27 protein-coding genes and 1 pseudogene are annotated in these 26,381 nt (G+C 63.8%); 15 read left to right on the forward strand and 13 right to left on the reverse strand.

Features of this window, described 5'->3' with window-relative positions:
- The gene (locus tag FPZ08_RS01005) at positions 1-882 is read left to right on the forward strand and encodes a 4-(cytidine 5'-diphospho)-2-C-methyl-D-erythritol kinase (protein WP_146288258.1); all 882 of its coding nucleotides are present in this window, start codon (positions 1-3) and stop codon (positions 880-882) included.
- On the opposite strand, the gene FPZ08_RS01010 is transcribed toward FPZ08_RS01005, so the two are convergent.
- Positions 876-1,889, reverse strand: a complete 1,014-nt coding sequence (locus FPZ08_RS01010; protein ID WP_342780155.1) for a polyprenyl synthetase family protein — start codon at positions 1,887-1,889, stop codon at positions 876-878. The genes FPZ08_RS01005 and FPZ08_RS01010 overlap by 7 nt on opposite strands.
- A 98-nt stretch (positions 1,890-1,987) precedes the next feature.
- On the opposite strand from FPZ08_RS01010, the gene FPZ08_RS01015 reads away from it, so the two are divergent.
- The 3 genes from FPZ08_RS01015 (at position 1,988) to FPZ08_RS01025 (ending at position 4,066) form a co-directional block, all read left to right on the forward strand.
- Positions 1,988-2,773 carry a tRNA1(Val) (adenine(37)-N6)-methyltransferase gene (locus tag FPZ08_RS01015; protein ID WP_146288259.1) on the forward strand — a complete coding sequence of 262 codons (786 nt, stop codon included), beginning with the start codon at positions 1,988-1,990 and terminating at the stop codon, positions 2,771-2,773.
- 83 nt (positions 2,774-2,856) lie between these two features.
- Complete coding sequence (locus FPZ08_RS01020) at positions 2,857-3,090, forward strand: hypothetical protein (protein ID WP_146288260.1); 234 nt, start codon at positions 2,857-2,859, stop codon at positions 3,088-3,090.
- A gap of 52 nt (positions 3,091-3,142) precedes the next feature.
- Positions 3,143-4,066 carry a glycine--tRNA ligase subunit alpha gene (locus tag FPZ08_RS01025; RefSeq protein WP_210246840.1) on the forward strand — a complete coding sequence of 308 codons (924 nt, stop codon included), beginning with the start codon at positions 3,143-3,145 and terminating at the stop codon, positions 4,064-4,066.
- Between the two features lie 15 nt (positions 4,067-4,081).
- Here FPZ08_RS01025 and rnk read toward each other — a convergent pair whose 3' ends face one another.
- Complete coding sequence (rnk, locus tag FPZ08_RS01030) at positions 4,082-4,492, reverse strand: nucleoside diphosphate kinase regulator (protein ID WP_146288261.1); 411 nt, start codon at positions 4,490-4,492, stop codon at positions 4,082-4,084.
- Positions 4,493-4,795: 303 nt separating this feature from the next.
- Here rnk and FPZ08_RS01035 point away from each other — a divergent pair, with 303 nt between their 5' ends.
- The 5 genes from FPZ08_RS01035 to FPZ08_RS01055 all read left to right on the forward strand — a co-directional run bounded on the left by FPZ08_RS01035 (position 4,796) and on the right by FPZ08_RS01055 (position 11,628).
- Positions 4,796-5,356, forward strand: coding sequence for a LemA family protein (locus FPZ08_RS01035; RefSeq protein ID WP_146288262.1), 561 nt, complete (start codon positions 4,796-4,798; stop codon positions 5,354-5,356).
- Between the two features lie 5 nt (positions 5,357-5,361).
- Positions 5,362-7,281 (forward strand): DUF2207 domain-containing protein, encoded by a 1,920-nt coding sequence (locus FPZ08_RS21800; RefSeq protein WP_186767154.1) that lies wholly within the window; start codon positions 5,362-5,364, stop codon positions 7,279-7,281.
- Between the two features lie 66 nt (positions 7,282-7,347).
- A complete protein-coding gene (gene glyS, locus FPZ08_RS01045) occupies positions 7,348-9,372 on the forward strand; it encodes a glycine--tRNA ligase subunit beta (RefSeq protein WP_146288263.1) in 2,025 nt (674 codons plus the stop codon).
- A gap of 65 nt (positions 9,373-9,437) precedes the next feature.
- Complete coding sequence (locus FPZ08_RS01050; protein WP_146288264.1) at positions 9,438-10,418, forward strand: DUF808 domain-containing protein; 981 nt, start codon at positions 9,438-9,440, stop codon at positions 10,416-10,418.
- Between the two features lie 112 nt (positions 10,419-10,530).
- Entirely contained in the window at positions 10,531-11,628 is a 1,098-nt protein-coding gene (locus FPZ08_RS01055) for a nucleotidyltransferase family protein (RefSeq protein WP_146288265.1), read from the forward strand.
- Here FPZ08_RS01055 and rnhA read toward each other — a convergent pair.
- The gene (rnhA, locus tag FPZ08_RS01060; protein WP_146288266.1) at positions 11,625-12,098 is read right to left on the reverse strand and encodes a ribonuclease HI; all 474 of its coding nucleotides are present in this window, start codon (positions 12,096-12,098) and stop codon (positions 11,625-11,627) included. The two genes, FPZ08_RS01055 and rnhA, sit on opposite strands and share 4 nt — an antisense overlap.
- A 63-nt stretch (positions 12,099-12,161) precedes the next feature.
- Positions 12,162-13,133: a 4-hydroxy-3-methylbut-2-enyl diphosphate reductase gene (gene ispH, locus FPZ08_RS01065; protein ID WP_146292856.1), complete on the reverse strand. Its 972-nt coding sequence runs from the start codon at positions 13,131-13,133 to the stop codon at positions 12,162-12,164.
- Positions 13,134-13,250: 117 nt separating this feature from the next.
- Between ispH and FPZ08_RS01070 the strand changes: the two genes are divergently transcribed.
- The 4 genes from FPZ08_RS01070 (at position 13,251) to FPZ08_RS01085 (ending at position 17,538) form a co-directional block, all read left to right on the forward strand.
- Positions 13,251-14,645, forward strand: a complete 1,395-nt coding sequence (locus tag FPZ08_RS01070; RefSeq protein WP_146288267.1) for a PEP-utilizing enzyme — start codon at positions 13,251-13,253, stop codon at positions 14,643-14,645.
- Positions 14,575-15,516: a putative PEP-binding protein gene (locus tag FPZ08_RS01075; RefSeq protein WP_246132857.1), complete on the forward strand. Its 942-nt coding sequence runs from the start codon at positions 14,575-14,577 to the stop codon at positions 15,514-15,516. Before FPZ08_RS01070 ends, FPZ08_RS01075 begins: the two co-directional genes overlap by 71 nt.
- Positions 15,517-15,588: 72 nt before the next feature.
- A complete protein-coding gene (locus tag FPZ08_RS01080) occupies positions 15,589-16,146 on the forward strand; it encodes a hypothetical protein (RefSeq protein WP_146288269.1) in 558 nt (185 codons plus the stop codon).
- Between the two features lie 351 nt (positions 16,147-16,497).
- Positions 16,498-17,538, forward strand: a complete 1,041-nt coding sequence (locus FPZ08_RS01085) for a cell wall hydrolase (protein ID WP_146288270.1) — start codon at positions 16,498-16,500, stop codon at positions 17,536-17,538.
- Here the strand turns inward: FPZ08_RS01085 and FPZ08_RS01090 are convergent.
- The 3 genes and pseudogenes from FPZ08_RS01090 to ygfZ form a co-directional block, all read right to left on the reverse strand.
- Complete coding sequence (locus FPZ08_RS01090; RefSeq protein WP_146288271.1) at positions 17,535-17,981, reverse strand: hypothetical protein; 447 nt, start codon at positions 17,979-17,981, stop codon at positions 17,535-17,537. The two genes, FPZ08_RS01085 and FPZ08_RS01090, sit on opposite strands and share 4 nt — an antisense overlap.
- Positions 17,982-18,109: 128 nt before the next feature.
- Positions 18,110-18,713: pseudogene (locus FPZ08_RS01095) on the reverse strand (HD domain-containing protein).
- A gap of 183 nt (positions 18,714-18,896) precedes the next feature.
- A complete protein-coding gene (gene ygfZ / locus FPZ08_RS01100; protein ID WP_146288272.1) occupies positions 18,897-19,736 on the reverse strand; it encodes a CAF17-like 4Fe-4S cluster assembly/insertion protein YgfZ in 840 nt (279 codons plus the stop codon).
- Between the two features lie 73 nt (positions 19,737-19,809).
- On the opposite strand from ygfZ, the gene FPZ08_RS01105 reads away from it, so the two are divergent.
- The gene (locus tag FPZ08_RS01105) at positions 19,810-21,129 is read left to right on the forward strand and encodes a dihydroorotase (RefSeq protein ID WP_146288273.1); all 1,320 of its coding nucleotides are present in this window, start codon (positions 19,810-19,812) and stop codon (positions 21,127-21,129) included.
- A gap of 243 nt (positions 21,130-21,372) precedes the next feature.
- On the opposite strand, the gene FPZ08_RS01110 is transcribed toward FPZ08_RS01105, so the two are convergent.
- The 4 genes from FPZ08_RS01110 to FPZ08_RS01125 all read right to left on the reverse strand — a co-directional run bounded on the left by FPZ08_RS01110 (position 21,373) and on the right by FPZ08_RS01125 (position 23,152).
- Complete coding sequence (locus FPZ08_RS01110) at positions 21,373-21,927, reverse strand: hypothetical protein (RefSeq protein WP_146288274.1); 555 nt, start codon at positions 21,925-21,927, stop codon at positions 21,373-21,375.
- A 67-nt stretch (positions 21,928-21,994) separates the two neighbouring features.
- The gene (locus tag FPZ08_RS01115) at positions 21,995-22,255 is read right to left on the reverse strand and encodes a hypothetical protein (RefSeq protein ID WP_146288275.1); all 261 of its coding nucleotides are present in this window, start codon (positions 22,253-22,255) and stop codon (positions 21,995-21,997) included.
- A 116-nt stretch (positions 22,256-22,371) separates the two neighbouring features.
- Positions 22,372-22,737 (reverse strand): TIGR02301 family protein, encoded by a 366-nt coding sequence (locus FPZ08_RS01120; protein WP_186767155.1) that lies wholly within the window; start codon positions 22,735-22,737, stop codon positions 22,372-22,374.
- A 13-nt stretch (positions 22,738-22,750) separates the two neighbouring features.
- On the reverse strand, positions 22,751-23,152 hold the full coding sequence (locus tag FPZ08_RS01125; RefSeq protein ID WP_186767156.1) for an NUDIX hydrolase: 402 nt from the start codon (positions 23,150-23,152) through the stop codon (positions 22,751-22,753).
- Between the two features lie 66 nt (positions 23,153-23,218).
- Here FPZ08_RS01125 and FPZ08_RS01130 point away from each other — a divergent pair, with 66 nt between their 5' ends.
- The gene (locus tag FPZ08_RS01130; protein WP_146288278.1) at positions 23,219-23,944 is read left to right on the forward strand and encodes an SOS response-associated peptidase; all 726 of its coding nucleotides are present in this window, start codon (positions 23,219-23,221) and stop codon (positions 23,942-23,944) included.
- 230 nt (positions 23,945-24,174) lie between these two features.
- Here FPZ08_RS01130 and FPZ08_RS01135 read toward each other — a convergent pair whose 3' ends face one another.
- Together FPZ08_RS01135 and FPZ08_RS01140 are read right to left on the reverse strand one after the other, a co-directional pair.
- Complete coding sequence (locus FPZ08_RS01135) at positions 24,175-24,732, reverse strand: hemerythrin domain-containing protein (RefSeq protein WP_146288279.1); 558 nt, start codon at positions 24,730-24,732, stop codon at positions 24,175-24,177.
- Positions 24,733-24,876: 144 nt separating this feature from the next.
- Positions 24,877-26,301, reverse strand: a complete 1,425-nt coding sequence (locus tag FPZ08_RS01140; RefSeq protein ID WP_146288280.1) for an FAD-binding oxidoreductase — start codon at positions 26,299-26,301, stop codon at positions 24,877-24,879.
- Positions 26,302-26,381: the final 80 nt, after the last annotated feature.

Genomic DNA, 26,381 nt, shown 5'->3' on the forward strand with positions numbered 1-26,381 from the left:
ATGGTCGAACCGCTTCTCCAGCGCGCACCGGCCAAGGTCAATCTGGCGCTGCATGTGACGCGGCGTCGTGACGACGGCTATCACGACCTCGAAAGCCTCGTCGTCTTCGCCGATGTGGCGGACGAGCTCGAGGCGGTGCCGGCGTCGGCCGATACGCTGACTATTGGCGGCCCCTTCGCCGGGGCATTGGGTCTGGGCGAGACCAATCTGGTGTCGCGCGCCGTGGCCGCGTTCCGTGCCCGCTGGCCCGATGCGGTTGCGACGGGGCTGGCTTTGCACCTCACCAAGAACCTGCCGGTGGCGGCGGGGATTGGCGGCGGCTCGGCCGACGCGGCGGCGGCCCTGCGCCTGATGGCTCTGCTGTCCAACCGCCCCATTGCCCTGGCCGAACTGGCCGACATGGCGGCGGGGCTGGGCGCCGATGTGCCCGCGTGCCTCGTTTCGACGCCGCTGGTGGCCCGCGGCGTGGGCGAAGTGCTGGCGCCGCTGCCGGAATTCCCGGCCTGCCATGTCGTGCTGGTCAATCCTATGGTGCCATTGGCGACGGCCGATGTGTTCCGGCGGCTGCGTGCGCATGACAATTATCCGCTGCCCGAACTGCCCATGCCGCTGACCCGGCCGGCGCAGCTCGGCATCTGGCTGGCCGAAACCCGCAATGACCTGCAGCCACCGGCGGTGAAACTGGTGCCCGCCATTGGCGATATCGTGGCGCAACTGGCAGGAACGCAGGGCTGCATGCTGGCGCGTATGTCGGGCTCGGGAGCGACGGTGTTCGGCCTGTTCGGTTCCAGCGGCCAGGCCCATCAGGCGGCGCAGGTGATGCGGGCCGCCAATGCCGATCACTGGGTCGCGGCAGCGCCGCTCATCCTGCCCGGTCAGTAAGCCCGCAACACGCTGAATTCGACCACGTCGGAGAGCAAGGCCCGCATGTCCGAGGCCGGCAGGACTTCAAGCGCCTGCTGTGCCGAACGGGCATGGGCGTGGGCCTGGTCCAGCGTGCGGGCCAGCGTCTTGTGCCGCTCCAGGATCGCGACCACGTTGGCGACCTGTTCGGCCGTAGCTTCGGCATCGCCCAGGGCTGTGGTAATGGTGGCGCGTTCGGTTTCGCTGCCCTCGGTCAGCGCCAGGATGATCGGCAGGGTCATCTTGCCCTCGCGCAGATCGTCGCCGGTATTCTTGCCCAGCGTGCCGGTCTGCCCGCCATAGTCCAGTGCGTCATCGACCAATTGGAAGGCATTGCCCAGTTCGAGCCCGTAGCGGGCCAGCGCCTCGCGGCCGGCCGCGTCGGCCCCACCGGACATGGCGCCCACTTCACAGGCCGCCTCGAACAGCACGGCGGTCTTGGCGCGGATGACTTCGGCATAGTCGGCCGGCGTGGTGGTGAGATCGCCGGTCTTGGCGAGCTGGAACACTTCGCCCTCTGCCATGACGGCCGAAGCAGCCGAAAGCACACCCAGCGCCGCGATATCGCCGGTTTCCACCATCATCATGAAGGCTTGGCCGAGCAGGAAGTCGCCGACCAGGATGGAGGCCTTGTTGCCCCACACCATGCGGGCGGCCGGCTTGCCGCGGCGCATGTCGCTCTCATCGACCACATCGTCGTGGAGCAGGGTGGCATTGTGCATGAATTCGACGGCGGCCGCGAAATTGATGGCCGAGCCCTTGCCCTTGCCGAAAAGCTGTGCGGCGGCGACGGTCAGCATCGGCCGAAGGCGCTTGCCACCGCTCTCGATGAGATAGCGGGCGAGTTCGGGCACCATTTCGACATGGGAATCGGCGCGGCTCAGAATAAGCGCGTTGACCTGAGCCATATCGGCAGCGGTCGCCTCGAGCAGCCGCTCGATCGGATTGACCACTGGCGCTTCTCTCATCTGCGTCAGAACTGACACTGCTGTTTTCCGTCCTCGTTTGCCGCTTTGGGCAAATCTGGTTGAGCCTGCGGCACAAGGCCAATAAGGTCGCGCCAAAACCGGCCTTTCGGGGTGCGATGTCCCTAGACCAGCCAAAAGCCTTTGTAAAACACCAATCGGTAACGCGCGATGCCTTTTTAGGCGGCAGGCTCACTCTGTCGCAGCCCGGCCGGGGGTTTCGCGCCGGGCTTGATAGCGTGCTGCTCGGCGCGGCGGTGGCAGAAGGTCGCAAGACCCTGCTCGATATGGGCTGCGGCGTTGGTACGGCCGCTTTCGTCGCCATGACGCATAATGCGGGAATCGCGGCTACGCTGGCCGACCGCAATGCCGATATGGCCGCGCTGGCACAAACCAATGCTGCCGATAACGGCTTTGCCGACCGAGCCCGGATCGTCATTGCCGATGTGGCAGGCAAGGGTGCCGACCGGCGCGAAGCGGGCCTCGTGGAGAACGGCTATGACAGCGTCATCGCCAACCCTCCCTTTTTCGACGACAGCGGTGGCACATTGGCCAGCGATCCCGGCCGGGCCGGCGCGCGTCACATGGATGCGGCGGCGCTGGATCTCTGGATCAAGACCGCCGCTGGGGTCGCGGCGCCCGGTGGTGAAGTGATCTTCATCTATCCGGCACAAAGCCTGTCGCCCTTGCTGGCCGGTTTCGTCAGGCGCTTCGGCGCCGTCACCATCTTGCCGCTGATCCCGCGGGCCGGAGAATCGGCGAGCCGGGTGCTGCTGCGCGGCATCAAGGGCTCGCGGGCGCCGCTGACCCTGCTGGCCAGCCGTGCCCTGCATGACGCTGAAACCCGCGCCTTCCGCCCCGAATTCGACGCTATCTTCCGCGGCACGGCGCGGCTCGTCTGGTAATCGCGACCGACACGCCCTAAATCTGGCGCGACGCAACGGGGAGCGAGCATGGCCGACCTGACCACGACCATCGAGGACCATTCATGACCGGCATGCTGCTGCGCGTCCTGATCTTCTTCATCATCGGCCTCGTCATCTGGCTCGGACTGCGCAAGATCTGGCGGGACTGGAGCAGCCAGTTCAAGGCCGACGACGAGGAAGTGCGCCGCCTGCGTCGCGAGCGCGACCAACGCGAACGCGCCCAGCCCGGCATTATCGAGCTCAAACGCGACGAGGACGGCACCTTCCGGCCGGACGAAGACGACAAACGCCGTTGACCCTGGCCTAGGGTCAAACTAGAGGTTTGTCCCGAAAATCAGGGACTGCCAGATGACCAACCGCCCTTCGCATATGGACCCGAAGAATTCCTTCCAGGGTCTGATCCTGACGCTGCAGAATTACTGGGCGGAGCAGGGTTGCGTCATCCTGCAGCCCTACGACATGCAGATGGGCGCCGGCACGTTCCACACCGCGACCACCTTGCGTTCGCTCGGCCCCAAGCCGTGGAAGGCCGCCTACGTGCAGCCCAGTCGCCGCCCCAAGGATGGCCGCTACGGCGAAAACCCCAACCGGTTGCAGCACTATTACCAGTTCCAGGTGATCCTGAAGCCGTCGCCGGACAATATCCAGCAACTCTACCTGAACTCGCTGGCCGAGATCGGGCTGGATGCCAGCCTGCACGATATCCGTTTTGTCGAGGACGATTGGGAAAGCCCGACCTTGGGCGCCTGGGGCCTGGGCTGGGAATGCTGGTGCGATGGCATGGAAGTCAGCCAGTTCACCTATTTCCAGCAGGTGGCTGGGTTCGAATGCTCGCCCGTGCCGGGTGAAATCACCTATGGGCTTGAGCGTCTCGCCATGTATGTGCAGGGCGTCGAAAACGTCTACGACCTCAATTTCAACGGCCGCGAGGGCGATGAAAAGGTCACCTATGGCGAGGTGTTCCTGCAGAACGAGCAGGAATCCTCCAAATACAATTTCGAGGCAGCCGATACCGAAATCCTGTTCCGCCACTTCGACGACGCGGAAAAGGAATGCCGTTCCATCCTGGCCAAGGGCGCGGCGGGTAACCGCCAGACCATGGCCATTCCGGCCTATGAGCAGGTCGTCAAGGCCAGCCACAATTTCAACCTGCTCGACGCCCGCGGCGTCATCTCGGTCACCGAGCGGCAGAGCTATATCCTGCGCATTCGCGAACTGGCCAAGAGCTGCGGCGAAGCCTGGTTGCAGACGGCAGGCGGCGGGGCGGAATAACCGCCCCGCAAGGGATTACGCGCCCGGCTGCTCCACCGACAGCACCGTCAGCATATGCCGCTTGTGCGCCCGATCGCGCCAGGTGATGGACTGGCCGACGCGCAGCCCGATCAGGGCTGTGCCAACGGGCGTCAGCACGGAAATGCGGCCTTCGGCAATATCGGCATCGACCGGATAGACCACGGTGACCTGCGGCTCCTGGCCGGCATCGGTGCGGTAGCGCACGGTCGAACCCATGCGCACGATATCGGCGGGCACGCTGTTGGCATCGAGCACGCGGGCGCGTTCGAGTTCATACAGCAGGTTGTCCGACTGCTCGGGCGTGTGGTTGAGCCCGGCCATGGCCAGGATATTGAGCTGGTGGTGATCCGCCGTGCTCAGGATGATTTCGGGATTGAGGTCGTTATGGACGGTCGTCGTCGTCATGGTGTGTGTTCTCGTATGGCCGCCGTCGCGCATGCGCGCGCCGGTTCGGCGGATGAATGAATGGGAATGATGCGCCAGATCGCGGCAGAACTGCTGCGCGCCTACCCTAAGCAGGCGCCGGCGCTGCGGGCATGCTTAGGGTTGATATCCCGCGAGGGGATTTTCCAGCCAATGTGCAGCGCTTCTGATCATGCCCATGAACGTAGTGATGGAACCGGCTAAAGGCAAGACACCGCCCATTGCGCCCGAATAAGCACAGTGCCAATGTCCGGACACCTGCGGTGCGCATGAGGAGTCACGCATATGTTCGGTTGGATTATCCTGGGTCTGGTTGTCGTGGCCGTCCTCTACGCCATCACCATCTATAACGGGCTGGTGAAGAACCGGCAGATGGTGGAGGAGGGCTGGTCAGGCATCGATGTGCAGCTCAAGCGCCGCACCGATCTCATCCCGAACCTCATGGAAACCGTGAAGGGCTATATGGGCCATGAGCGCGAAACGCTCGAAGCGGTGACCAATGCCCGGGCTGCCGCCACCAGCGCCGCCAATGGCACGCCCGAACAGCGCGCTGCGGCCGAAGGCCAGCTGTCCTCGGCCCTGGGCCGGCTGATCGCCACTGCCGAGGCCTATCCCGATCTCAAGGCCAACACGACCTTCCTTGAATTCCAGGAAGCCCTGCAGACGGTCGAGGACGAAATCCAGATGGCGCGCCGCTACTACAACGGCGCGGTGCGCAATCTCAACGTCATGGTCGAATCGGTGCCCTCCAACTTCATCGCCGGCCCCTTCGGTTTCCAGAAGGCCGAATATTTCGAGCTGGAGAACGAGGCCGATCGGGCCGTGCCGAGTGTGAAATTCAACTAGCCGCCATGCGCCTCTTCATCCGGCTGGTCATTGCCCTGCTGGTTGGGCTGCTCCTCGCGCTGCCCGCCACGGCGCGCGAGGAAATCCGCTCGTTCACCTCCGACGTGACCCTCAATATCGACGGCTCGGTGGATGTCACCGAGACCATCGAGGTCAATGCCGAGGGTATGGAAATCCGCCGCGGCATCTATCGCGACATTCCGGTGGTGATGCTGGGCAGCGATGGCGGCAAGGTGCGTCCCGACCTCGACGTGACAGATGTCACCCGCGATGGGCGTGCCGAAATGTTCCGCGTCGAGCGCATGGGCGATTTCCAGCGCATCTGGATCGGCGATCCCAACCAGCTCATCAGCCGCGATGTCCACCGCTATGTCGTCCGCTACAGCATGACCCGCATGGCGCGGGCCTTCGACGACCATGACGAGCTCTACTGGAACGCCACCGGCAATTACTGGATATTCCCGATCCTGGCGGCGCGGGCCAATGTGACCCTGCCCGATGGCGCGGTGATCACCAACCTCGCGGGCTATACCGGTGCGGTCGGCTCCACCGAGCAGGCGGTATCGATCAAGCGTGTATCGGAGACCGAGGCCAGCTTCCGCGCCAGCCGGGCGCTGGGGGCGGGCGAGGGCATGACCATTGCCGTGGCCTTCAACAAGGGCGTCATCGCATTCCCGACGGGCTTTGCCGCCTTCCAGCAGCGATTGGGCGACCTCAGCGAAATCATCCTGCCGGTGCTGGCCGCTTTGCTGGCCATTGCCTACAACGCCCTGGCCTGGTTCCGCGTCGGCCGCGACCCGGAAAAGGGCATCATCATCCCCCTGTTTCACCCGCCCAAGGGGTTTTCCCCGCCGCTGGTCCACTATGTCCACAAATGGGGCTTCGAGAATGCCGGCTGGACGGCGCTGACCTCGGCCATTTTCGATCTCGGCGTCAAAGGGCTGGTGCAGATCGACAATGGTTCGGGCACCTTGACGATCAACCGGACCGGCAAGCAGCCCGCCGAGCCGCTGCCGGTGGGCGAGAAGGTGGTTTTCGACTATCTCAGCGCGCGGGAAACCACCCGGATCGACAAGACCACGGGTCCTGACCTGGCCAAGCGGCGCGCCGAATTCACTGGCGCTATCGAGCGTGAGAACCGCGCTTTGTGGTTCCGCAACAATACCGGCTATGCCGTGCTCGGTTTCCTGCTCGCCCTTGGTCTGTTGGGCGGCATGGCGGCCCTGCAGATGCTCTCGGTGGCATGGCTGATCGGTGCGGTTGTCGTGGGCATTTTTGCCGGCGCGGTTCTCGGCGCGATCGGGCGCATCGGCAAGGGCGGCGGTTTCATGCGCTTCTTCGGCATTTTCTGGCTGGCCATATTCGGCTTCAACGTCTTCGGCGCCTTCATCGACAGCTTCACCAGCTTCGAGATCAACACGGCGGCAATTTCGGGCATCACCATCGTGGCGGTGACCATCGTCTTCGCCATCCTGATGCGTGCCCCCACCCTGCAGGGTCGCAAGGTGATGGATCAGATCGACGGGTTCAAACTCTATATCGAGACCGCCGAAAAGGAGCGCCTCAACATGGCCGAGGCACCGCCCATGACAGTGAGCCGCTTCGAGCGCATCCTGCCCTATGCCATTGCCCTGGGCGTCGAGAAGCCCTGGAGCAGCCATTTCGAGGCGGAACTGGCGCGCAACGCCGTTGCCGATGTTTCGGGCACGTACCATCCCGCGTGGTACCATGGTTCACCGGGCTCGGCCGCACGTTCGGTCTCCAGCATGACCAACGCGGTGAGCGCCGCCGCGGCCAGCATGACCGCCGCCATGGTCGCCGCCCAGCCGGTGCAGGCCAGTTCCTCGGGCTTCTCCTCGGGTGGCGGTGGAGGCGGGGGCTCCTCCGGTGGTGGAGGCGGCGGGGGCGGAGGGGGCGGCTGGTAATCGCCAATAGACATCGCTGCCCGCCCAAGCTAAGCAAACCGCGCCTTTCCAATCCCGGTATCCGCCATGCCCGAACTGCTGCTCGAACTCTTTTCCGAGGAAATCCCGGCCCGCTTCCAGCGTCGCGCCGCCGACGACCTCAAGAAAGCCGTGACCAATGCGCTGGTCGATGCGGGTCTGGTCTATGAGGGCGCGAAGGCATTCGTGACGCCGCGCCGCCTGGCGCTGACCGTGACCGGTCTGCCGGGCCGCTCGCCCGATACGCATGAGGAAAAGAAGGGCCCAAAGGTTGGGGCGCCGCAGCCGGCCATCGATGGGTTCCTGCGTTCGGCGGGGCTGAGTTCCATCGATCAGGCCAAGGTGGAAAGCGATCCCAAGAAGGGCGATTTCTATGTCGCCCATATCCACAAGCCGGGCGCCGAAGCAGTGGAACTGCTCTCGGGTATCCTGCCGAAGATCCTGACTGATTTTCCCTGGGCCAAGTCCATGCGCTGGGGCAGTGGCAGCTTCAATTGGGTGCGCCCACTGCGCGCCATCACCGCCACCTTCGGCGCCGAAAACGAAGAGCCCGTGGTTATCCCCTTCGCGTCCAACGCGCTGGAAGCCGGCCAGACCACGTACGGCCACCGGTTCCTGGCGCCCGAAGCCATTCGGGTGCGCCGCTTCGACGATTATGTCGAAGCGCTGGAGCGCGCCAAGGTGGTGCTCGATATCGACCGCCGCAAGGATATCATCCGCGCCGATGCCGAGCAGTTGGCCTTCGCGCAGGGCCTGACCGTCATCGCCGATGAGGGCCTGCTGGAGGAAGTCGCCGGGCTGGTGGAATGGCCGGTCGTGATGATGGGATCGTTCGATCCCGCCTTCCTCGAACTGCCCGAGGAAGTCATCATCGCCACCATCCGCGCCAACCAGAAATGCTTCTGCCTGCGCGATGCCAATGGCAAGCTGGCGCCCAATTTCATCATCACGGCCAATACGATCGCCACCGATGGCGGCGCGGTGATCACCGCAGGCAATGAGCGCGTCATTCGCGCCCGCCTCAGTGATGCCGCCTTCTTCTATCGCGGCGACCTGGCTCTGCCGCTCGAGCATGGCCTGCCCAAGCTCGAGGAAACCGTGTTCCATGCCAAGCTGGGCACGCAATTCGCCCGCGTCGAACGGCTGGTGAAGCTCGCTGCCGAAATCGCTCCGCAGGTCGGCGCCGACGTGGAACGCGCCAAGCGCGCTGCCATGCTAGCCAAGGCGGACCTGACCACCGGCATGGTCGGCGAATTCCCCGAATTGCAGGGGCTGATGGGCCGCTATTACGCCGTCGCGCAGGGCGAACCATCAGACATCGCGACCGCTATCGAGATGCACTACAAGCCGCTCGGCCCCACCGACAAAGTGCCGACCGAGCCGGTTTCCATCGCCGTCGCCCTGGCCGACAAGCTCGACCTGCTCACCGGCTTCTGGGCCATCGACGAAAAGCCCACCGGCTCGCGCGATCCCTTCGCTTTGCGTCGCGCCGCTTTGGGCGTGATCCGCATCATTTCGGAAAACGGCCTGCGCTTTCCGCTCAAGGTCGATCCCGACCTGCTGGCCTTCTTCCATGATCGCCTCAAGGTGTCGCTGCGCGATGCCGGCGCGCGCCACGACCTGGTGGACGCTGTTATCTCGGCCGACAGCGACGACATATTGCAGATCACCCAGCGCGCCGAGGCGCTGTCAGCGCTGTTGTCATCGGCCGATGGGCAGAACCTGCTGGCCGGCTACAAGCGCGGCGCCAATATCCTGGCCGCGGAGGAAAAGAAGGACGGCAAGGCCTATGCCGGCGCCGTCGAGCAGGACGCCCTGAAGCTGCCGGAAGAAACGGCTTTGGCCTTTGCGGTCGATGCCGTGCACGCCGCAGTGTCGAGCCATGTGGCCAAGGACGACTACAAGGGCGCCATGGCCGAACTGGCGACGCTCCGCACGCCTGTGGATGCCTTCTTTACCGCCGTGCTGGTCAATGACGCCGATCCCGCCGTGCGTGCTAACCGCTTGAACCTCTTGGCCCGCCTGCGCGACACCATGCATCTGGTGGCCGACTTCTCCAAGGTTGCCGGCTGAATGCAACCAGAGACCCCGTGGTGAGTTTGTTGAACCACCACGGGGCTGTTGAGAGAGGGGCATGAATGTCTGTTGGTTTGCTGGCGCTGCTCGATGACGTTGCCGGTCTCGTCAAGGTCGCCGCAGCGTCGCTGGACGACGTGGCGGGGCAGGCCGCCAAGGCCGGCGTCAAGGCCGCAGGCGCTGTCATCGACGACGCGGCGGTCACGCCGAACTACGTGCAGGGCTTCACCGCCGACCGCGAATTGCCCATCGTCGGCAAAATCGCCTGGGGATCGGTCAAGAACAAACTGCTCTTCCTGCTGCCCGCGGCCCTGCTGCTGAGCCTCTTCGCGCCCTGGCTGATCACCCCATTGCTGATGATCGGCGGCGCCTATCTCTGCTACGAGGGTGCCGAGAAGATATTCCACGCTTTGGCCCCGCACGATGCGGAAAAGCATGAGGCGGGTCTCGAACCGGTCGCCATCGCCCCGCAATCGCTGGAAGACCAGAAGGTGGCAGGCGCCATCCAGACCGACTTCATCCTGTCGGCCGAGATCATGACCATTATCCTCGCGGCCATCGAAGTCCCCGATTTCTGGACGCGCGCGGCGATCCTGGCCCTGGCGGGCGTCGGCATCACCATCGCCGTCTATGGCGCGGTGGCGCTGATCGTGAAGGGCGACGATTTCGGCGTCTGGACCGCCCGAAATGCCCGCACCGGTGCCGGCCGCGCCTTTGGCCGTGGCCTCGTCAGCTTCATGCCGGTCTTCATGCAGGTGCTGAGCGTGATCGGCACCGCCGCCATGACTTGGGTCGGCGGCAGCATCATCGTGCACGGTCTCTACGAATTCGGCTTTGCCGGCCCCGAACATATCGTCGAAGCCGCCGCCCACTGGGCCGCGCAAGCCGTGCCGGCCATTGCCAGCGTAACAGGCTGGCTCGCCACCGCCGCGGTCGACTTCGTCTTTGGCCTGCTGCTCGGCGCCCTGATGATCCCGGTCGCCGGCTATGTCATTGCCCCGACGCTGAAGGCCGTGAAGGGACTGCTGCCAAAACGTGCCTAAAGTAGCCCTTCAGCGCTGTTATAAGTCTTTCGCAAAACGCTTATAACTCGTTGCAGGTGAGATTGATAAGAGTTATAAGCAATCTGCATTTTGCTTATAACGGTACGCGACAATGAAGCAGGTCGACCTAATTTACCGCACGGCATATGCCGAACTGGTGCAACGGTCTCTCGACGCATCATTCGATGCCGATTTTCCGGCTACTGGAAATTTTGTCTCGGTTCCCGTGAAAGGGCGGAAATACTGGTATTTCGAAGATAGCCATACCGTGCCCAAAAGGCGGTATGTCGGTCCTGCGGATGACGCTGAGATCAACCGAAGAGTGACCGAGTTTAAGCGCGGCAAAGATGGCTTTCGCGGCCGCAGGAAGCTGGTCTCGACACTTACGCGGGAGGCAGGCCTAGGCGCTCCCGAGCGGTTTACTGGTGACATTATCGCGGCGCTGCAAAGAAACGGGCTGTTTCGCCTGCGGGCCGTTCTGGTCGGAACCGTGGCATTTCAGGCCTATTCGGCCCATCTCGGTGTTCGGTTGCCGAGCGCTTCGCTGCAAACCGGGGACGCCGACTTCGCCCAGTTCCATTCGGTTTCGGCCGAGGTCGGCGACAGCTTGCCTCCAATCCTCGATATCCTGCGGCAGGTGGACGACACTTTCCGACCGGTGCCGCATATGAACGATGGCCAGCAAAGCACTCAGTTCATCAACAGCCAATCCTACAAGATCGAGTTCCTGACGCCGAACCGTGGCAGTGCCGATCATGATGGCGAGCCCTCGCGGATGCCGGCGCTGGGCGGGGCGGCGGCACAGCCGTTGCGCTTTCTCGATTTTCTCATCTATCAGCCGGTTTATGCCGTGTTGCTGCATGGCGGCGGCATCCCCGTGCTGGTGCCGGCGCCCGAGCGGTTTGCCGTGCACAAGCTAATCGTGTCCACCCGACGCCGCGACGACCCGAATGGCTTTGCCAAGCGGGAAAAGGACCTGCATCAGGCGAGCCTGCTCGTCGATGCCATGGCTGAGACACGACGCCTTTCCGACCTTGCCGAGGCCTATATGGAAGCCTGGGAGCGGGGCGACCATTGGCAAAGCGCGCTGACCGGTGGGCTGAACGGACTGGGAGCCGCGCGCGCCGGGCAGGTCACGGCGGCCTTGCGGGCCGGCCTGGAGGAATTGGGGGAGGAAAGCGATCGATACTTTCGCTCGCCGCATTCCTAAACCGGCGGCAGCAGCTTTTCTTCGCGGCGCTTTGGCTTGAAGGGGGCCATGCCTTCATTGGCCAATTGGTCGGCGCGTTCGTTGAGTTCATGCCCGGCATGGCCCTTGACCCATTTCCAGGTGATGGTGTGGCGCTTGGTGGCTTCGTCCAGCGCCTGCCAGAGTTCAAGGTTTTTCACCGGCTTCTTGTCGGCGGTTTTCCAGCCGTTCTTCTTCCAGCCGAGCATCCAGCTCTGGACGCCGTTTTTTACATACTGGCTGTCGGTATGAAGCTCGATAGTGCAGGGGCGTTTGAGCGCGTTAAGCGCTTCGATGGCCGCGGTCAGCTCCATCTTGTTGTTGGTGGTCAGCGCCTCGCCACCCTTCAATTCCTTGGTATGTCCGCCATATTCGAGAATGGCACCCCAGCCGCCGGGGCCGGGATTGCCCGAACAGGCGCCGTCGGTATGGATAGTGACGGTATCAGTCATGATTGGCTCCGACACATTGCGACGCACAGGCTAAGGCCCGGCGGGCAAGCGGGGATAAATATTTCATCTTGCGACGGCGGCTTCGATGGTGCGCAGCTCGCGCGGAATGTTGAAGGCGATGTTTTCCTTGGCCGTGACGCGCGCCTCGACCTTGATGTCATAGCGCTGGGCAAAGGCCTCGATCACCTCGTCCACCAGCTTTTCGGGCGCCGACGCGCCGGCCGAAACACCCAGGCTTCGGATGCCCTCGAGCCGCGACCAGTCGATTTCGGCGGCGCGGTCTACCAGCATGGCATTCTTGCAGCCGGCCCGCTCGGCCACTTCCACCAGCCGTAGCGAATTGGACGAATTGGGCGAGCCCACCACGATCATCGCATCCACTTCCGGCGCCACGGCCTTGATGGCCTCCTGCCGGTTGGTGGTGGCGTAGCAGATGTCTTCCTTGTGCGGACCGTTGATGGCGGGGAAGCGCTGCCGCAGCGCCGTCACGATCTCGCGCGTGTCATCGACCGAAAGCGTGGTCTGGGTGACGAAGGCCAGGGTTTCGGGATCCTTCGGCTCGAACACCATGGCGTCGGCCACTGTTTCCACCAGGGTAATGGCGCCCTGTGGCAATTGGCCCATCGTGCCGACCACTTCGGGGTGTCCCTTGTGGCCGATCAGCACGATCTCGTGCCCCTCGGCAAAATGGCGCTGCGCCTCGACATGCACCTTGCTGACCAGCGGGCAGGTGGCATCGAGGAAGAACATGTTGCGGCTGCGGGCATCCGCCGGCACCGATTTGGGCACGCCATGGGCCGAAAACACCACGGGCGCATCGGTTTCCGGGATTTCGCTCAGTTCCTCGACAAACACCGCGCCTTTGTCTCGCAACCCGTCGACCACATATTTGTTATGCACGATGGCGTGGCGCACATAGACCGGCGCGCCGTATTTTTCGAGCGCGAGCTCGACAATCTGGATGGCCCGATCGACGCCGGCGCAAAAACCGCGCGGGGCGCATAGCAAAATGTCTAGTTGTGGCCGCTTTTCCATATCAGTCAGATGCTTTCGACGTCGCAGCAAGTCAAGTCTTGTTGCAGCGGCCAAGCCGCGCAGGCATTATAGGTTCGCAATTACGGCAAGGACTTAACGGTGAGTTTGGCGCAGGAAATGTTCGCGATTGCCCCGGCAATGGGGAAAGCGAACCTGTCCGCCAGCCAATTGAAGCTGTTGAGCGGCAAGGCCCGCTGGGTCTTCCGTGTCGGGGAAGCCGGCTTCCCTACCATCCCCACCATCGCGCTGACCCGGGCCGCCTGGGAGGCCCTGCAGGGCGAGCGCGCCCGCCGCGAAACCAAGCTGCGCACCCATTGGGTCGCGTGCCTGTTCAAGCTGGTGGACAAGGATGGCCGCCCGCCGGCCCTCGTCGTGCGCACCTCGGCAGCGGCGCATAATGGCGGACTGATGCCCGCCCGGATGGGCATTGCCGCCCCCGCCAATCCCGAAGATTCGGTCGATCCGACCCGCCCCCTGGCCAAGGCCATCAAGGCGGCCTTTGACAGCTATGGCTTCGGCCAGGGCTGGACGGCGCGGCCGGATGAAGACCGCGGCAAGCAGATCGTGCTGGTGCAGGCTGCGGCCGATGGCGAGATCGAGCAGTTCCTGACCCGCAATGCGGTGACCGGCGCCATGGGCCCGGCCCCCGTCAACGGCGCGCCCCTGCCGCGCATGTCCGAATCCATCACCGCCCTGGTCAACCTGCTCGACGCCAAGGCAGGCCGGCACATGAATTGCCTCGTCGCCATCCAGCGCGGACAGGTGCAGTTCCTCTCGGCGCGTCCGGTACAGGTCACCGCGGCGGCCGAACTCGAAGCGGCGGTGGATCGGGTCAATCGCAAGGTCTGGTCGGCGCAGAACGCCGTGACCCGCGTCGATCCGACAAGGCTGACGCAATTGCTGCATCCGCGGCTCAAATCCACCGACGGCGCTACGCCTATCGCCTCCGGCCTGGGCGTATCGCCTGGCGCGGCCAGCGGCATCATCGTCTTCAATCCTGAAGATGCGGCGCGCATGCGGGCGCGCGGCAAGCATTGCATCCTCGTGGTCAACGAGACCGGTCCGGCCGATATCGAGGGCATGAAGGCCGCCACCGGCATCCTGACCGCGCGCGGCGGCATGACCAGCCATGCCGGCGTGGTCGCCCGCATCACCGGCAAACCCTGCGTGGCCGGGGTGCGAACGCTCTCGGTCGACACCAATGAAATGGTCTGCCGCATCGGCGACCGCGAATTCCGCAGCGGCGATCGGCTGACCATCGATGGCAGCGACGGGCAGGTCTATGCCGGCCAGCTGCCCCTGGCCCAGCCCCATATCGGCGGCGCTATCGGCACGCTGCTCGGTTGGTCCGATGCCAGTCGCACCATCGCCGTGCGCACCAATGCCGAGTCGGTCGAGATCGGCGAAGACCGCGCTGAGCTTCGGCGCCGAAGGCATCGGTCTGGCGCGGTCCGAGCATATGTTCTTTTCGCCCGAACGCATGGTGGCCCTGCGCCGCGTCATCCTCAGTGAGGACGAAGAGGATCGCAGCCGGGCCATCAACGGGTTGATCGATTACCAGACGGGCGACTATTCGGCTTTGTTCTCGACCATGAAGGGCTTGCCGGTGACGGTGCGCCTGTTCGATCCGCCGCTGCACGAATTCCTGCCGCGCAGCGATGAGGATATCGAGGAAACCGCCGCGTCGCTTGGCCTGGCCGTACGCGCCTTGCGGCTGCATCTGGAGCGGATTGCCGAGATCAACCCCATGCTTGGCCATCGCGGCGTACGGCTGGCCATCACCTATCCCGAAATGCTGCAGATGCAGATGCAGGCGCTGATGGCCGGCGTTCGCGCCGCCAGTGAGACGCAGAGCGAGCCGGTTGCCGTCGAGATCATGGTGCCCTTCGTCTCCACCGCCAGCGAAGTGGCCTGGGTGCGCGACCGCTTCAACGCCATTGCCGCCAATTCGGGTCTGCTGCGCACCGACCGGGTCAAGTTCTCCTTCGGCACCATGATCGAATTGCCGCGTGCCTGCCTGCGCGCCGGCGACATCGCCCAGATGGTCGATTTCTTCTCGTTTGGTACCAATGACCTGACCCAGACCACATTCGGCATTTCGCGCGACGATGCGCCGACCTTCCTCGCGGCCTATCAGCGCAAGGGCATCTATGAGCGCGATCCTTTCGTCAGCATCGATGAAAAGGGCGTGGGCGAGATGATCTCCATTGCGATTCAGCGGGGCAGGGCGGCCAATCCCCGGCTCAAGATCGGCATTTGCGGCGAACATGCCGGCGATCCGACCTCGCTGAAATTCTTTGCCGGCCTGGGCGTCGACTATGTGAGCTGCTCACCCTATCGTGTGCCGGTTGCCCGGCTGACGCTGGCCCAGGCTTCTGCTTAAATAGCGCAGCGACAATCCCCATATGAAGGGGAGGGGCCGGGCTCGGCCGCAACAGGGATGGGACATACCGACGTGAGATTATTGCCGGTTCTGGTGGTGCTGCTGCCGCTGCTGACTGTTTCAACGCCCGCCGTCATGGCCCAGCCGACCGGTTCTCAATGTACCTCCATTGCCGCCGACGCCGAGCGCCTCGCCTGTTTCGATGCCGCCTTTGCCGTACCGGCGGGTGCGGTTGCCGATAGCGTGGTGTTCCAGTCCGAGCAGATGATTCCGGCCCGCCCCAGCGGTCGTCAGCCCGCCACGATCACGATCGCTTGTGCCAATGGCGTGCTGAGCGTCGCCTTTGCCTTTGCCGGCAATACCATGTCGGCCTTGGGCAGGGATGCTGGCATTACCTGGCAGTTCGACCTGCAGGCGGCCCGTAGTCGCACCCTGCCGGTCAATGCCGAAAATACCGCGATCCTACTGAACAATACCGCCGATTCCCTGGACTTCATCCAGAGCGTTGCCGGGGCGTCGAACCTTACCGTACGGGTTACTCCGGCCAGTTCGCGCTCGCTCAACGTGCGCTATCGGCTCGATACCTTCGCCGATCAGGTTGCCCCGGTGCGGGCCGCCTGCGGGGTCTGACAGTTCCCGCCGCTCATACCCATCTAACCCACCCACCAGCCGTCACCCTCGGGCTTGACCCGAGGGCTCTGCACTTGCGGAGTGATGGTCAAGTATAACGCCCTCGGGTCAAGCCCGAGGGTGACGCGCGGTGGGTGATGCGGCGGCGGTGCATCATCACCTGCCGGTGTTTCACCGCGACAAATCCGCCTGCCGCATTCCTGCCCGTGCTGTGCCACGGTTAACTCATTGCTGCGCCGCAAATCTTGTTTACGCGCTGCTAACCCTAATCAGACATCATAACAATTGTCGGCATTTTAGCGTCACTTTCGCCGATCAGTAGTTTTGTTGCGTAGCGTTGAGTAGCGTTTGATGGCTTCTTCCCACCGGCTGGTGCGTTCGCGCCCGGTCAGAGCGGTTCGCCGGCATCCCTTCACCAGGCTTCTGGTCGTCGGGATTTTTTGTGGCCTCGGCTATGTCGGGCTCACCAACGGCGCCTTCGGCCCCGCTACCGATCTTGGTGACATTGCGCCGCCCCAGGTCGCGCTCGCTACTGCCAGCATTTCCTATTCAGGTGTCGATCCTGTCATCACCGGGTCGGTCGATCATCTATTCGAAACCGCCAGCTTCACCGGCCCCAACCGGGCTGAAAAGACCGATCGCATGCGGCCGCCTGTCGATGTGCTTGCCCTGTCCCGCAGCTTCGAAGAGGTTCGCGTGCGCCTGGCGTCGCTGCGCGGCACGCCGATCGACCCCACGGACCTCGGCCAGTCGCGGCTCGCAGCTATCGATATCCCGGCGACGGGCGATGTCGAGATCGGGCCTCGCATGTCGGTGGCATCGATCGATCCAGCCACCGCCGCCGCGCTCGACGCCATTGCCGGAATTGCGCCGGAAGCGGCACTGCCCATGCCCGTCATGGCCTCCGAGCAGCTGGCCTATGCCCGCTCTACCGCCCCGGTTACCGGCGGTTTTTCGACCGGACCTTCCATGCAGGTATCGGACAAGGAATTGTGGTGCCTGGCTACGGCGATCTATTTCGAAGCGCGCGGTGAAACCTATCGCGGGCAGGTGGCAGTGGCCCAGGTCGTGCTCAACCGCGTCAAGGATTACCGCTATCCCGACACCATTTGCGGCGTGGTGTTCCAGAACCAGAGCCGGCGCAATTCCTGCCAGTTCTCTTTTGCTTGCGATGGCATTCCCGAGACCGTCAACGACCGCAAGTCATGGGCGCAAGCCGAGGATATTGCCAAGAGATTTACCGATGGTCAACTGTACCTGACCGAAGTCGGCGACGCCACGCACTACCATGCCAGCTATGTGCGTCCGGCCTGGGCCCCTCGCATGACCAAGGTCACCCAGATCGGGTTGCACATTTTCTACAAGTTCAAGCGCGGTTGGCTGTTCGGCTAGCGGTTGAAGCCGTAATAGACGAAGGAGCCGGCGGTGCCGGTGCGGAAGGCCGACCAGCGGCCGTTGGTCCAGTAGCTGAAGAAGTTGCGGTCGGGTTCGGCGGGGGAGACACTTATCCCCGGATACTGGACGTGATTGGAGAACATCGCGTCGGTTGAATAAGTGCCTGATGCGGTGGTGGTGATGCTCACATAGCTGACCTTGCCGGCCTCGACCTTCTTGACCCTGATAGTCGAGAGCGGATCGGTGGCGACCCAGTCTTCATAGTCGACGAGATAGTCGCGGTCCTCGAACTTGACGAGCTTGCTGGCATCGACGCCGCTGGGTGCGAATTCATCGGCCAGAGCCGTAAAAACCATGCCCGGGCCGATGGCAGCGACGCCGGTGGCGCAGATGGCGCCGAGGGTCATGCCAAGCAGCAGGCGGCGATCTGGCAGGTTCATGGCTGTTTCGTCCCGAAATGAAGCGATTGGCGACATTGTCTTAACGGTTCAGTAACCATGGCGGCCCCATGGGGGCAAAGTTCATCTTTGATTAAGGTTAATGTCCACAGGCCCGCCGGCCCTTGGCCCTAGACCGAAATCGCCTCGAAGGCGGCGATGAAACGGTCATGCGCCTCGCGCGTCGGCCAGGGCCGGATCAGCCGGTCGAAGGCATCGACGTCAAAGGCCGGCAGGCTGGGCTCGCCGAAGAATTTACGGGCCTCGGCTTCTTCGAAGCCGGCCAGGTGGATGGCCTCGAAAAAGGCGGCTTCCCGGTCGGCTTTCTTGACCTGCTTGGCCAGGGCCGCTGGCATGGCAGCGGGCAAGGAGAAGCGCAGGTAAATGGCCGACAGCAGCCGGTTTTCGACATCCTTGTAATTGCCGCCCATGGCCGCCTTGAAGGGCGAGATGATGTCGCCCATGACATATTCGGGCGCGTCATGCAGCAGCGCCTGGGCCTGGGAAACCGAGTCGCAATCGGGGCTGTGGGCGCGGAATAGTTCGAGGACCAGCACCGAATGCTGGGCCACCGAAAACGGATAATCCCCCCTCGGTCTGCCCGTTCCAGCGGGCGACGCGCGCCAGCCCATGGGCTATGTCGGAGAGCTCGACATCCATCGGCGAGGGATCGAGAATATCGAGCCGGCGCCCCGACAACATGCGTTGCCAGGCGCGTGCGCTTATGCGTGCCATCGGTCCCCAAATGCTAACAGACTGTTAGCATCGACAGTAGCATCGGGGCTCGATTCGCTGAACTGTGGTGAAAGCTGCCCGGAGCCCTCATGGTGAGCTTGTCGAACCACGAGGGCGAGCGAGTGGAGGCTTGGGTGCCACGCCGCTCGTGGTTCGACAAGCTCACCATGAGGGCTACTGGGGCTACTCTTCTGTCGCTGCCTCACCAAACGCATATGTCGCCCATGCGGGCAGCGTAACCGTCACCTTTTTGCCGCCCACTGTGACCGCTTCGGAATCGGTGATGCGATCGAGCCGGACTATGGCTACGGCCCTGCCGTCGACGACCTGGCCGATCGTGCCGGCTTCGCGACTGCCGGCGACCACGGCGCTGCCGGCGGGGGCGTCTATATCAGAGACAATGACCGGGCGGCGACGAGCCGTGCCGCGATGCTTCATGCGGCTGACGACTTCTTGGCCGACATAGCAGCCCTTCACGAAGTCGATGCCGTCGAGGATGTCGAGGCCGATATCGTGGGCGAAGGCGTCATTAGCGGGGAAGTCATTGCCCTGATGGACGATGCCGACACCGATCCGCTCGGACTGGTAGAAGGTGTCGTCCTGCACCCAGCCTTTGGCGGCTTCGACCGGGGCAATGGTGCGCCAGCCCATGTCGATGGGCCCCATGCGATCGGTATGGCGGATGCCTGGTGGCTCCTCGTCCTGCGCGAAGCCGACGCGGTGGGTTTCTCGGAGGTCATCGATCACGGCCTGGGCGCGCAGGCGATACATCTTCATGCGCTTGAAGAAGTCGTCGGCAACGGACTGGTGCACATCGACCCAGATGGCATCCTCGGCATGGCCGGCAAGGCCCTCGGCGAGTATCTTGCCTTGCGGTGACAGCAGAGCCCAGGCCGCGGCCACTTCGCTTTCGCCTGTGCCCGTGGTCGGAATTTCGCCGGTCACCACGTCGTTCAGCAGTTTATGCGCGTCGGGCCCGGAGAAACGGAACACGGCACGGTCGGCGCGCAGATGGATGGTCATAGACTTGCCTCTCGAAGCGCCCGTCGCATATGTCGTGCTACAAACATGCTACAAAAGCGACAGGACCCAAGACATGGCGCAGTACGATACCATTTTCAAGAACGCGACCGTGGTCAACCAGGACGGCGAGGGGCTGGCCGATATCGCGGTCAAGGACGGACGCATTGCCGCGCTCGGGACTGTCGAGGGCAGTGCTGCCGAAGTGGCGGATTGCACCGGGCTGCACATCCTGCCCGGCGTCATCGATACACAGGTGCATTTCCGCGAGCCGGGGCTGACGCATAAGGAAGACCTCGAATCGGGGTCGCTCTCGGCTGTGATGGGCGGGGTGACGAGCGTGTTCGAAATGCCCAATACCAACCCGCTGACCACCACGCGCGAAACCTTCGAGGCCAAGATCGCGGCGGGCACCAACCGCATGCATTGCGACTTCGCCTTCTATATTGGCGGCACGCATGAGAATGTCGGGCAACTGGCCGAACTGGAGCGGCTGCCCGGCTGTGCCGGGGTCAAAGTGTTCATGGGATCGTCCACCGGCTCGCTATTGGTGGCCGATGACGACGGCGTTGAGAGAATTCTGCGAGCAATCAGCAGGCGTGCAGCCTTCCATTCGGAAGATGAATACATGCTGGAAGAGCGCAAGCATCTGCGCGTGCCGGGCGACCCGTCGAGCCACCCGGTCTGGCGCTCGCCCGAAGTGGCGATGCGCTGCACCACAAGGCTGGTGAACCTGGCGCGCAAGACCGGCAAGCGCATCCATGTGCTGCATATCTCGACCATGGAAGAGATGGTCTACCTGGCCGACCACAAGGATGTGGCGAGCGTGGAAGTGACGCCGCATCACCTGACGCTGGACGAGACGGCCTACGTCACGCTGGGCACCTATGCGCAGATGAACCCGCCGGTGCGCGACAAGGCGCATCGCGCGGGCATCTGGAAGGGCGTGGCCAATGGCGTGGCCGACATCCTCGGCTCGGACCATGCGCCGCATACGCGCGCGGAAAAGGACCATGCCTATCCCGAAAGCCATTCGGGCATGACCGGGGTGCAGACGCTGGTGCCTACCATGCTGGACCATGTGAATGCCGGGAAACTGAGCCTGCAAAGGTTCGTGGACATGACCAGCCACGGGCCTAACCGGCTGTTCGGCATCGCCAACAAGGGGCGGATCGCGGTGGGCTATGACGCCGACCTGACAGTTGTGGACCTCAAGCGCCGCGAGACCATCACCAATGATTGGGTGAAGTCACGAGCCGGCTGGACGCCTTATGACGGGATGACGGTGACCGGCTGGCCGGTGGGCACGGTTGTGCGGGGGAAGACGGTGATGTGGCAGGGCGAACTGGTGACGCCGAGCGTGGGGCAGCCGATGCGGTTTCTGGAGAGTTTGTAGTTTTGGGGGATACTTCCCCTGATAGGGGGAGGAATCCGCGCGGTGGGCTGGACGATATTGCGCCGCGACCACGATCTCCCTTCTCCCCTTGCGGGAGAAGGTGCCCGAAGGGCGGATGAGGGGTAGCATGGGCGAACGCAGGACCCCTCACCCGATTTTTCCGGCTGAACGCCGCAAAAATCACCCTCTCCCGCAAGGGGCGAGGGGTGGCTCCACTCCTGGGGCGGCGTGGAGTTCCGGCTCTCAATCCCCGGCCACGAAGGCCTGCCATTCGCCGTTTTGGCCGACATAGACGCGCCACCAGAACCAGCCGCCGAACTGGTGCATGTCTTCGAGCTGTTCCGGCGTGATCACCCGATAGGCGTCGACGGTCTGCTCGGGCGTCAGGTTTTCGATGTCGGCGAGGGCGAGATAAGGCCAGACATAGTTTGGCGTGTCGCTGGAGGCGCCCAGCACGGCATAGGGCATTTCGAGCAGGTTGCGTAGCAGAGCCAGCATCTGGCGGCCCTCGGGATCGGCTGATTGCTCCTTGAGGTAGGCCACCGGATCGTCGGGCAGGCCGAAGCTGACATTGGGCGGAGTATCCTGCGCGGCGATGATGGCGCGCAGGCTTTCGATATCGCCGGTCTTCGTCGCCTCGATCAGTTGCTCATGCTTGAGGCGCACGGTTTCGGGCAGGGCGCCCAGATCGTCGCTGACCACCATATCGGCATAGGGATCGTAATCGGCTGCATCCTGGGCCAGGGCGGCCGGCATTGAGAGCAGCAGGGCGCTGATGATGGTAACGACGAGGCGCATGGTCGAATCTCCCGGTGACGGATAATCGGACGCTAGCACGGGGTCATGCCGGTTCTGAGGCAGGTCACTACTGCAGGATGCGCTCGAGATTGTATTCGCCGGAGCGAATACGGTCGGGCAGCAGGGCGATGAGGTCGGCAGTGGCGTCGTCGCCATGCATCTTGACGAAGGTGGCGAGCGCCGCGAACAGCGAGGCATGGGCCAGGGCCGCGCTCTGCACGCCATCGTCTTCGGCGCAATTCCAGGCTTCGGCGAGATATTCGAGGGCCAGTTGCCGCTCGCCCTGGTCACGGTCGAAGACGGCGGTGCCGGAGGCGGGTGCGAACATGGTTTTGCTCGTGGTCATGGCATCGGGACTAGCATGGTGGGGGCGGGGTGGCGCGCAGGAAGTAACCCGAAGGTTAACGGAGAGTGCGCACTTGTACGGAGACGTCCTTATGCGGCCTATTCGGCAAAGCGCGTATGGATGTCGCGCGCCGTGGTTTCGGCCTCGACCAACAGCCGGGTCAATGCCTCGCGGGCGGCCGGCGTGCAGGCGCGATGGAAGCGCGAATAGGCGGTGTAGCCGACGTTGAACGCGCCGGCCAAACGCTGGCGGCGGTCTTCATCGGGCTCGTCCAGCGCGATGAGTTCGGCCATCTGGGCGCGCCAGTCCTCGGTGCCGGCATCGCAAAGCGGCTGCAGGAAATAGAGGCTGCCCATGATCTCGGCCAGCCGCTCCATCTGGCGCTGATAGGGCGGATCGATGGCGAGGGCCGGAGCGATGCCCAGGGCAAGCAGGAGGACGATGGCGAGGCGGATGCGCTTCATGGCCGATTGCTTATCACCCTTGCGCCAAAACTGCGAAGGCCCTCGCAAGCACGTCATCCAGGCGGCTGGTGGTGCGCAGGGCGATGAGCGCGGCCGGGTCCATCCATTGGTGGCCGGCCACCTCGTCGGAGGCGCGCAACTGGCCGGAGAAATCGCGCGTGGCAAAGACCGCCAGCCGGAAGGTGCCGTCGCGACCCAGCGCCTGCACCATGACCGGGCGCGGATTGCGGATGGTGAGGCCGACTTCCTCCGATATCTCGCGGATGGCGCATTGCTCGATGCTTTCGCCTGGCTCGATGCGGCCGCCGGGCAGGGTCCACAGGTGCTGATAGGGCGCGAAGGCGCGCTTGATCAGCAGCACCTTGCCGTCGCGGACAATGGCGACGCTGGCGGCATTGGGAACTTCGTCGGTCAATTGAGGCTCATTTGCGATTCGGTTGCTTGCAGACTACCTGTTGTTTGCTGATTCAGGAGTGCGATCATGTGCGGACGCTACGCTTCGACGCTGCCGCCCGAAATGATGGGGGAATTGTTCAAGCTATTCAATTCCATCGATCTGGTGCCGCGTTACAATATTGCGCCGACCCAGCCGGTGGCCGCCATCTGGGAAGCGCATGGCAGGCGCGAGGCACATTTCGCCCGCTGGGGGCTGGTGCCCGGCTGGGTGAAGGATCCGCGCGACTTTCCGCTGCTGGTCAATGCGCGTGTGGAGACCATGGCGGAAAAGCCGGCCTTTCGCGATGCACTCAAGCATGGCCGCTGCATCGTTCCGGCCAGCGGCTATTACGAGTGGCACACCAATCCGGACAAGTCCAAGCAGCCCTATTACATCACCATGGAGGACGACCGGCCCATGGCTTTGGCTGGGCTCTATACGAGCTGGATGGGTCCCAATGGCGAGGAAATCGACAGCGTGGCGACGATCACCGTGCCGGCCAATGAGCAATTGTCGGAAATCCATCACCGCATGCCGGCCATTCTCGAGGGCGAAGCGATCGAGGATTGGCTGAATGTGCGCGAGGTGCGGGCGCGCGAGGCCTGGCAGCTGGCACTGCCGCTGGAGGATGGCGCGCTGAAGTTCCATCCGGTCTCGACGCGGGTGAACTCGGCCCGGGACGACGATGCGGGGTTGATCGAGCGGGTAGCTGTGGTGAAACCAGAGCCGAAGCCAAAGGTCGCCGGGGGTGGGCAACTGGATTTGTTCTGAGGGGGCGCCGCAGCCTCGGACCACACCCTCCCCCTTGAGGGGAGGGTAGCGTCGCTCGGCCCAAAGGGGCCGTAGCAGAGCTGGGGAGGGGGTTGCTGATGCCCCAAAGGTCCGCGTTCGTGGAACCCGCGACACCCCCCACCCTGCTCGATTCAACGGACTTAGCAAACGCTAAGTCCTATCTCGCTTCCCTCCCCTCAAGGGGGAGGGTGGGGCCAGCGGGGTGGTCGCTACATGATGCCGAAATAGCCCAATGCGTCGCCCATGGCGTCTTCTTCCCAGCCCAGATGAGAGAGCAGGACCTTTTCGAGGGCGTGATAGACGGTTTTGGCGTCTTCGAAGCGCGTCGGGGTCGGCTCGGCGGCGAGCGCATTGAGGGCGGCGACCAGGCGCTCGAGCAATTCATGCACCACGACATGCTCGGCCGTCAGCCGCTCGGCAATGGCCTTGAAGGCAGGCCCCTGCATGGCGAGCACCGGGAAGAGGTGGTGATCCTCGATGGAATGATGCGTGTCGACAATGCCGCAATGCTGGCCGCAGAGATTACCGAAGCGGCGGTAATTGGCGACCATGGCCAGATCGCCGGTTTCGGCGGTGATCTCGGCCGGCGTCACGCTGCCGGCATTGGCGCGTTCGATGAGCTTGCCGAGGGTGACCATGTTGTCGCGCAGGTGATCGTGGATCATGCGCAGGTGTTCCCCCGGTCCGCGCTGGGTGTCGGTCAGGCCTTCGAGCTTGGGTACCGGTGGGCGGGTGGCGTCGTCGAGGAAGGTGATATTGAGCAGCATGGCGGATAGATGGGGCCAGCGCGGGATGAGTGCAAGACGGCACTGCCATGTGGTCGGGTTCCGCGTATGTGACTGGCTCGTGCCATTCGGGCATAGCCCTCATGGCCTTCTTACCTAAATCCGCTCCACCGGAGCGGATTTGCCCTACGGGCCGGCTCGAAGCATCTTCCCCGGATTGAGGATGCCCTTGGGATCGAGCGCCATCTTGATTGCCCGCATCATGTCCAGCGCCACGGGATCCTTGACCTGTTTCAGCAGGTCCACCTTGAGCTGGCCGATGCCATGTTCGGCCGAGACCGAACCGCCGAGGCGCAGCACGATTTCGTAGATGGCCTCGTGCAGGATTTCGTCGGCGCTGGCCATGAAGGCCTTGGGATCGGCGCCGACCGGCTGGCTGAAATTGAAGTGGATATTGCCGTCGCCCATATGGCCGAAGGGCACGGGGCGGATGCCGGGGACCAGGCGCAGGGCGGCGGCGCTGCCCTCGGCGATGAGCTGGGGCACGGCGGCGATGGGCACCGAGACGTCATGCTTGATGGAGGCGCCTTCCTTTGATTGCACCTCGCTCATCTGCTCGCGGAAGGCCCACATGCGGGTGCGGTCTTCGAGGGATTCTGCGAAGACGGCATTGTCGAGCAGGCCTTCGGCAAAGGCGGCCTCGATGGCCGTCTGCAATGCGCCGGGCGCGCCGCCCTTCATGCGGCTGACTTCGATCAGCGCATACCAGGGGGAGGGGCCGGCGCTGGGGTCGCGGTCGAGGTCGCCATGGCGGAGCTGCATGTCGAGCCCGATCCGGGGCACGATCTCGAAAGCATTGAGGCGGCTGCCGATGCGCTCGCGCAGGTGCTGGAACAGGGTAAGGGCAGCTTCGGGGCCGGTAATGCTGATCAGCGCGGTTTCATAATCTTCCGGCTTGGGGAAGAGCTTGAGCGTCGCGGCAGTGATGATGCCCAGCGTGCCCTCGGCGCCGACCAGCAGGTCCTTGAGGTCGTAGCCGGTATTGTCCTTCTTGAGGGAATTGAGGCCCCGGTAGAGGCGGCCATCGGCGAGGACGGCCTCGACGCCCATGGTGAGCTCGCGGGCATTGCCATAGGCCAGCACATTGACCCCGCCGGCATTGGACGAGAGCAGGCCCCCGATACGGGCCGAGCCCTGCGAGGCCAGCCAGAGCGGGAAGATCATGCCTTCGGCCTCGGCGGCCTTGTGGGCGTTTTCGAGAATGGTGCCGGCCTCTGATGTCATGGTGCCGGCGGCGGTGTCGATGGCGCGGATGCGGTCGAGCTTCTGCAGGCTCACGATGACCTCGTCGCCGCGCAGGGGAACCTGGGCGCCCACCAGGCCGGTATTGCCGCCCTGGGGGATCAGGCCGACGCTGTTTTCATTGGCCCAGCGGACGATCGCCTGAACCTGTTCGACCGAAGCGGGCAGGGACACGGCCGCCGCCTTCTGGTGGAAGCGTTTGCGCGGCTCGTTGATATAGGCGCCCATCCGGTCCGGATCGCCGATGACGCCATTGGCGCCGAGAAGCGCGGTGAGCTGGGCAATCGTGTCGGCGGGGGAGAGGGTCATGGGAAACCGGAACCTGGTGTCATGCGGCTGGCGAATTCATCTTCCATGTGCCACAACCAGCGCAACGACTCCACTGCCTT

The organism is Devosia ginsengisoli (assembly GCF_007859655.1).
Lineage (GTDB): Bacteria > Pseudomonadota > Alphaproteobacteria > Rhizobiales > Devosiaceae > Devosia > Devosia ginsengisoli.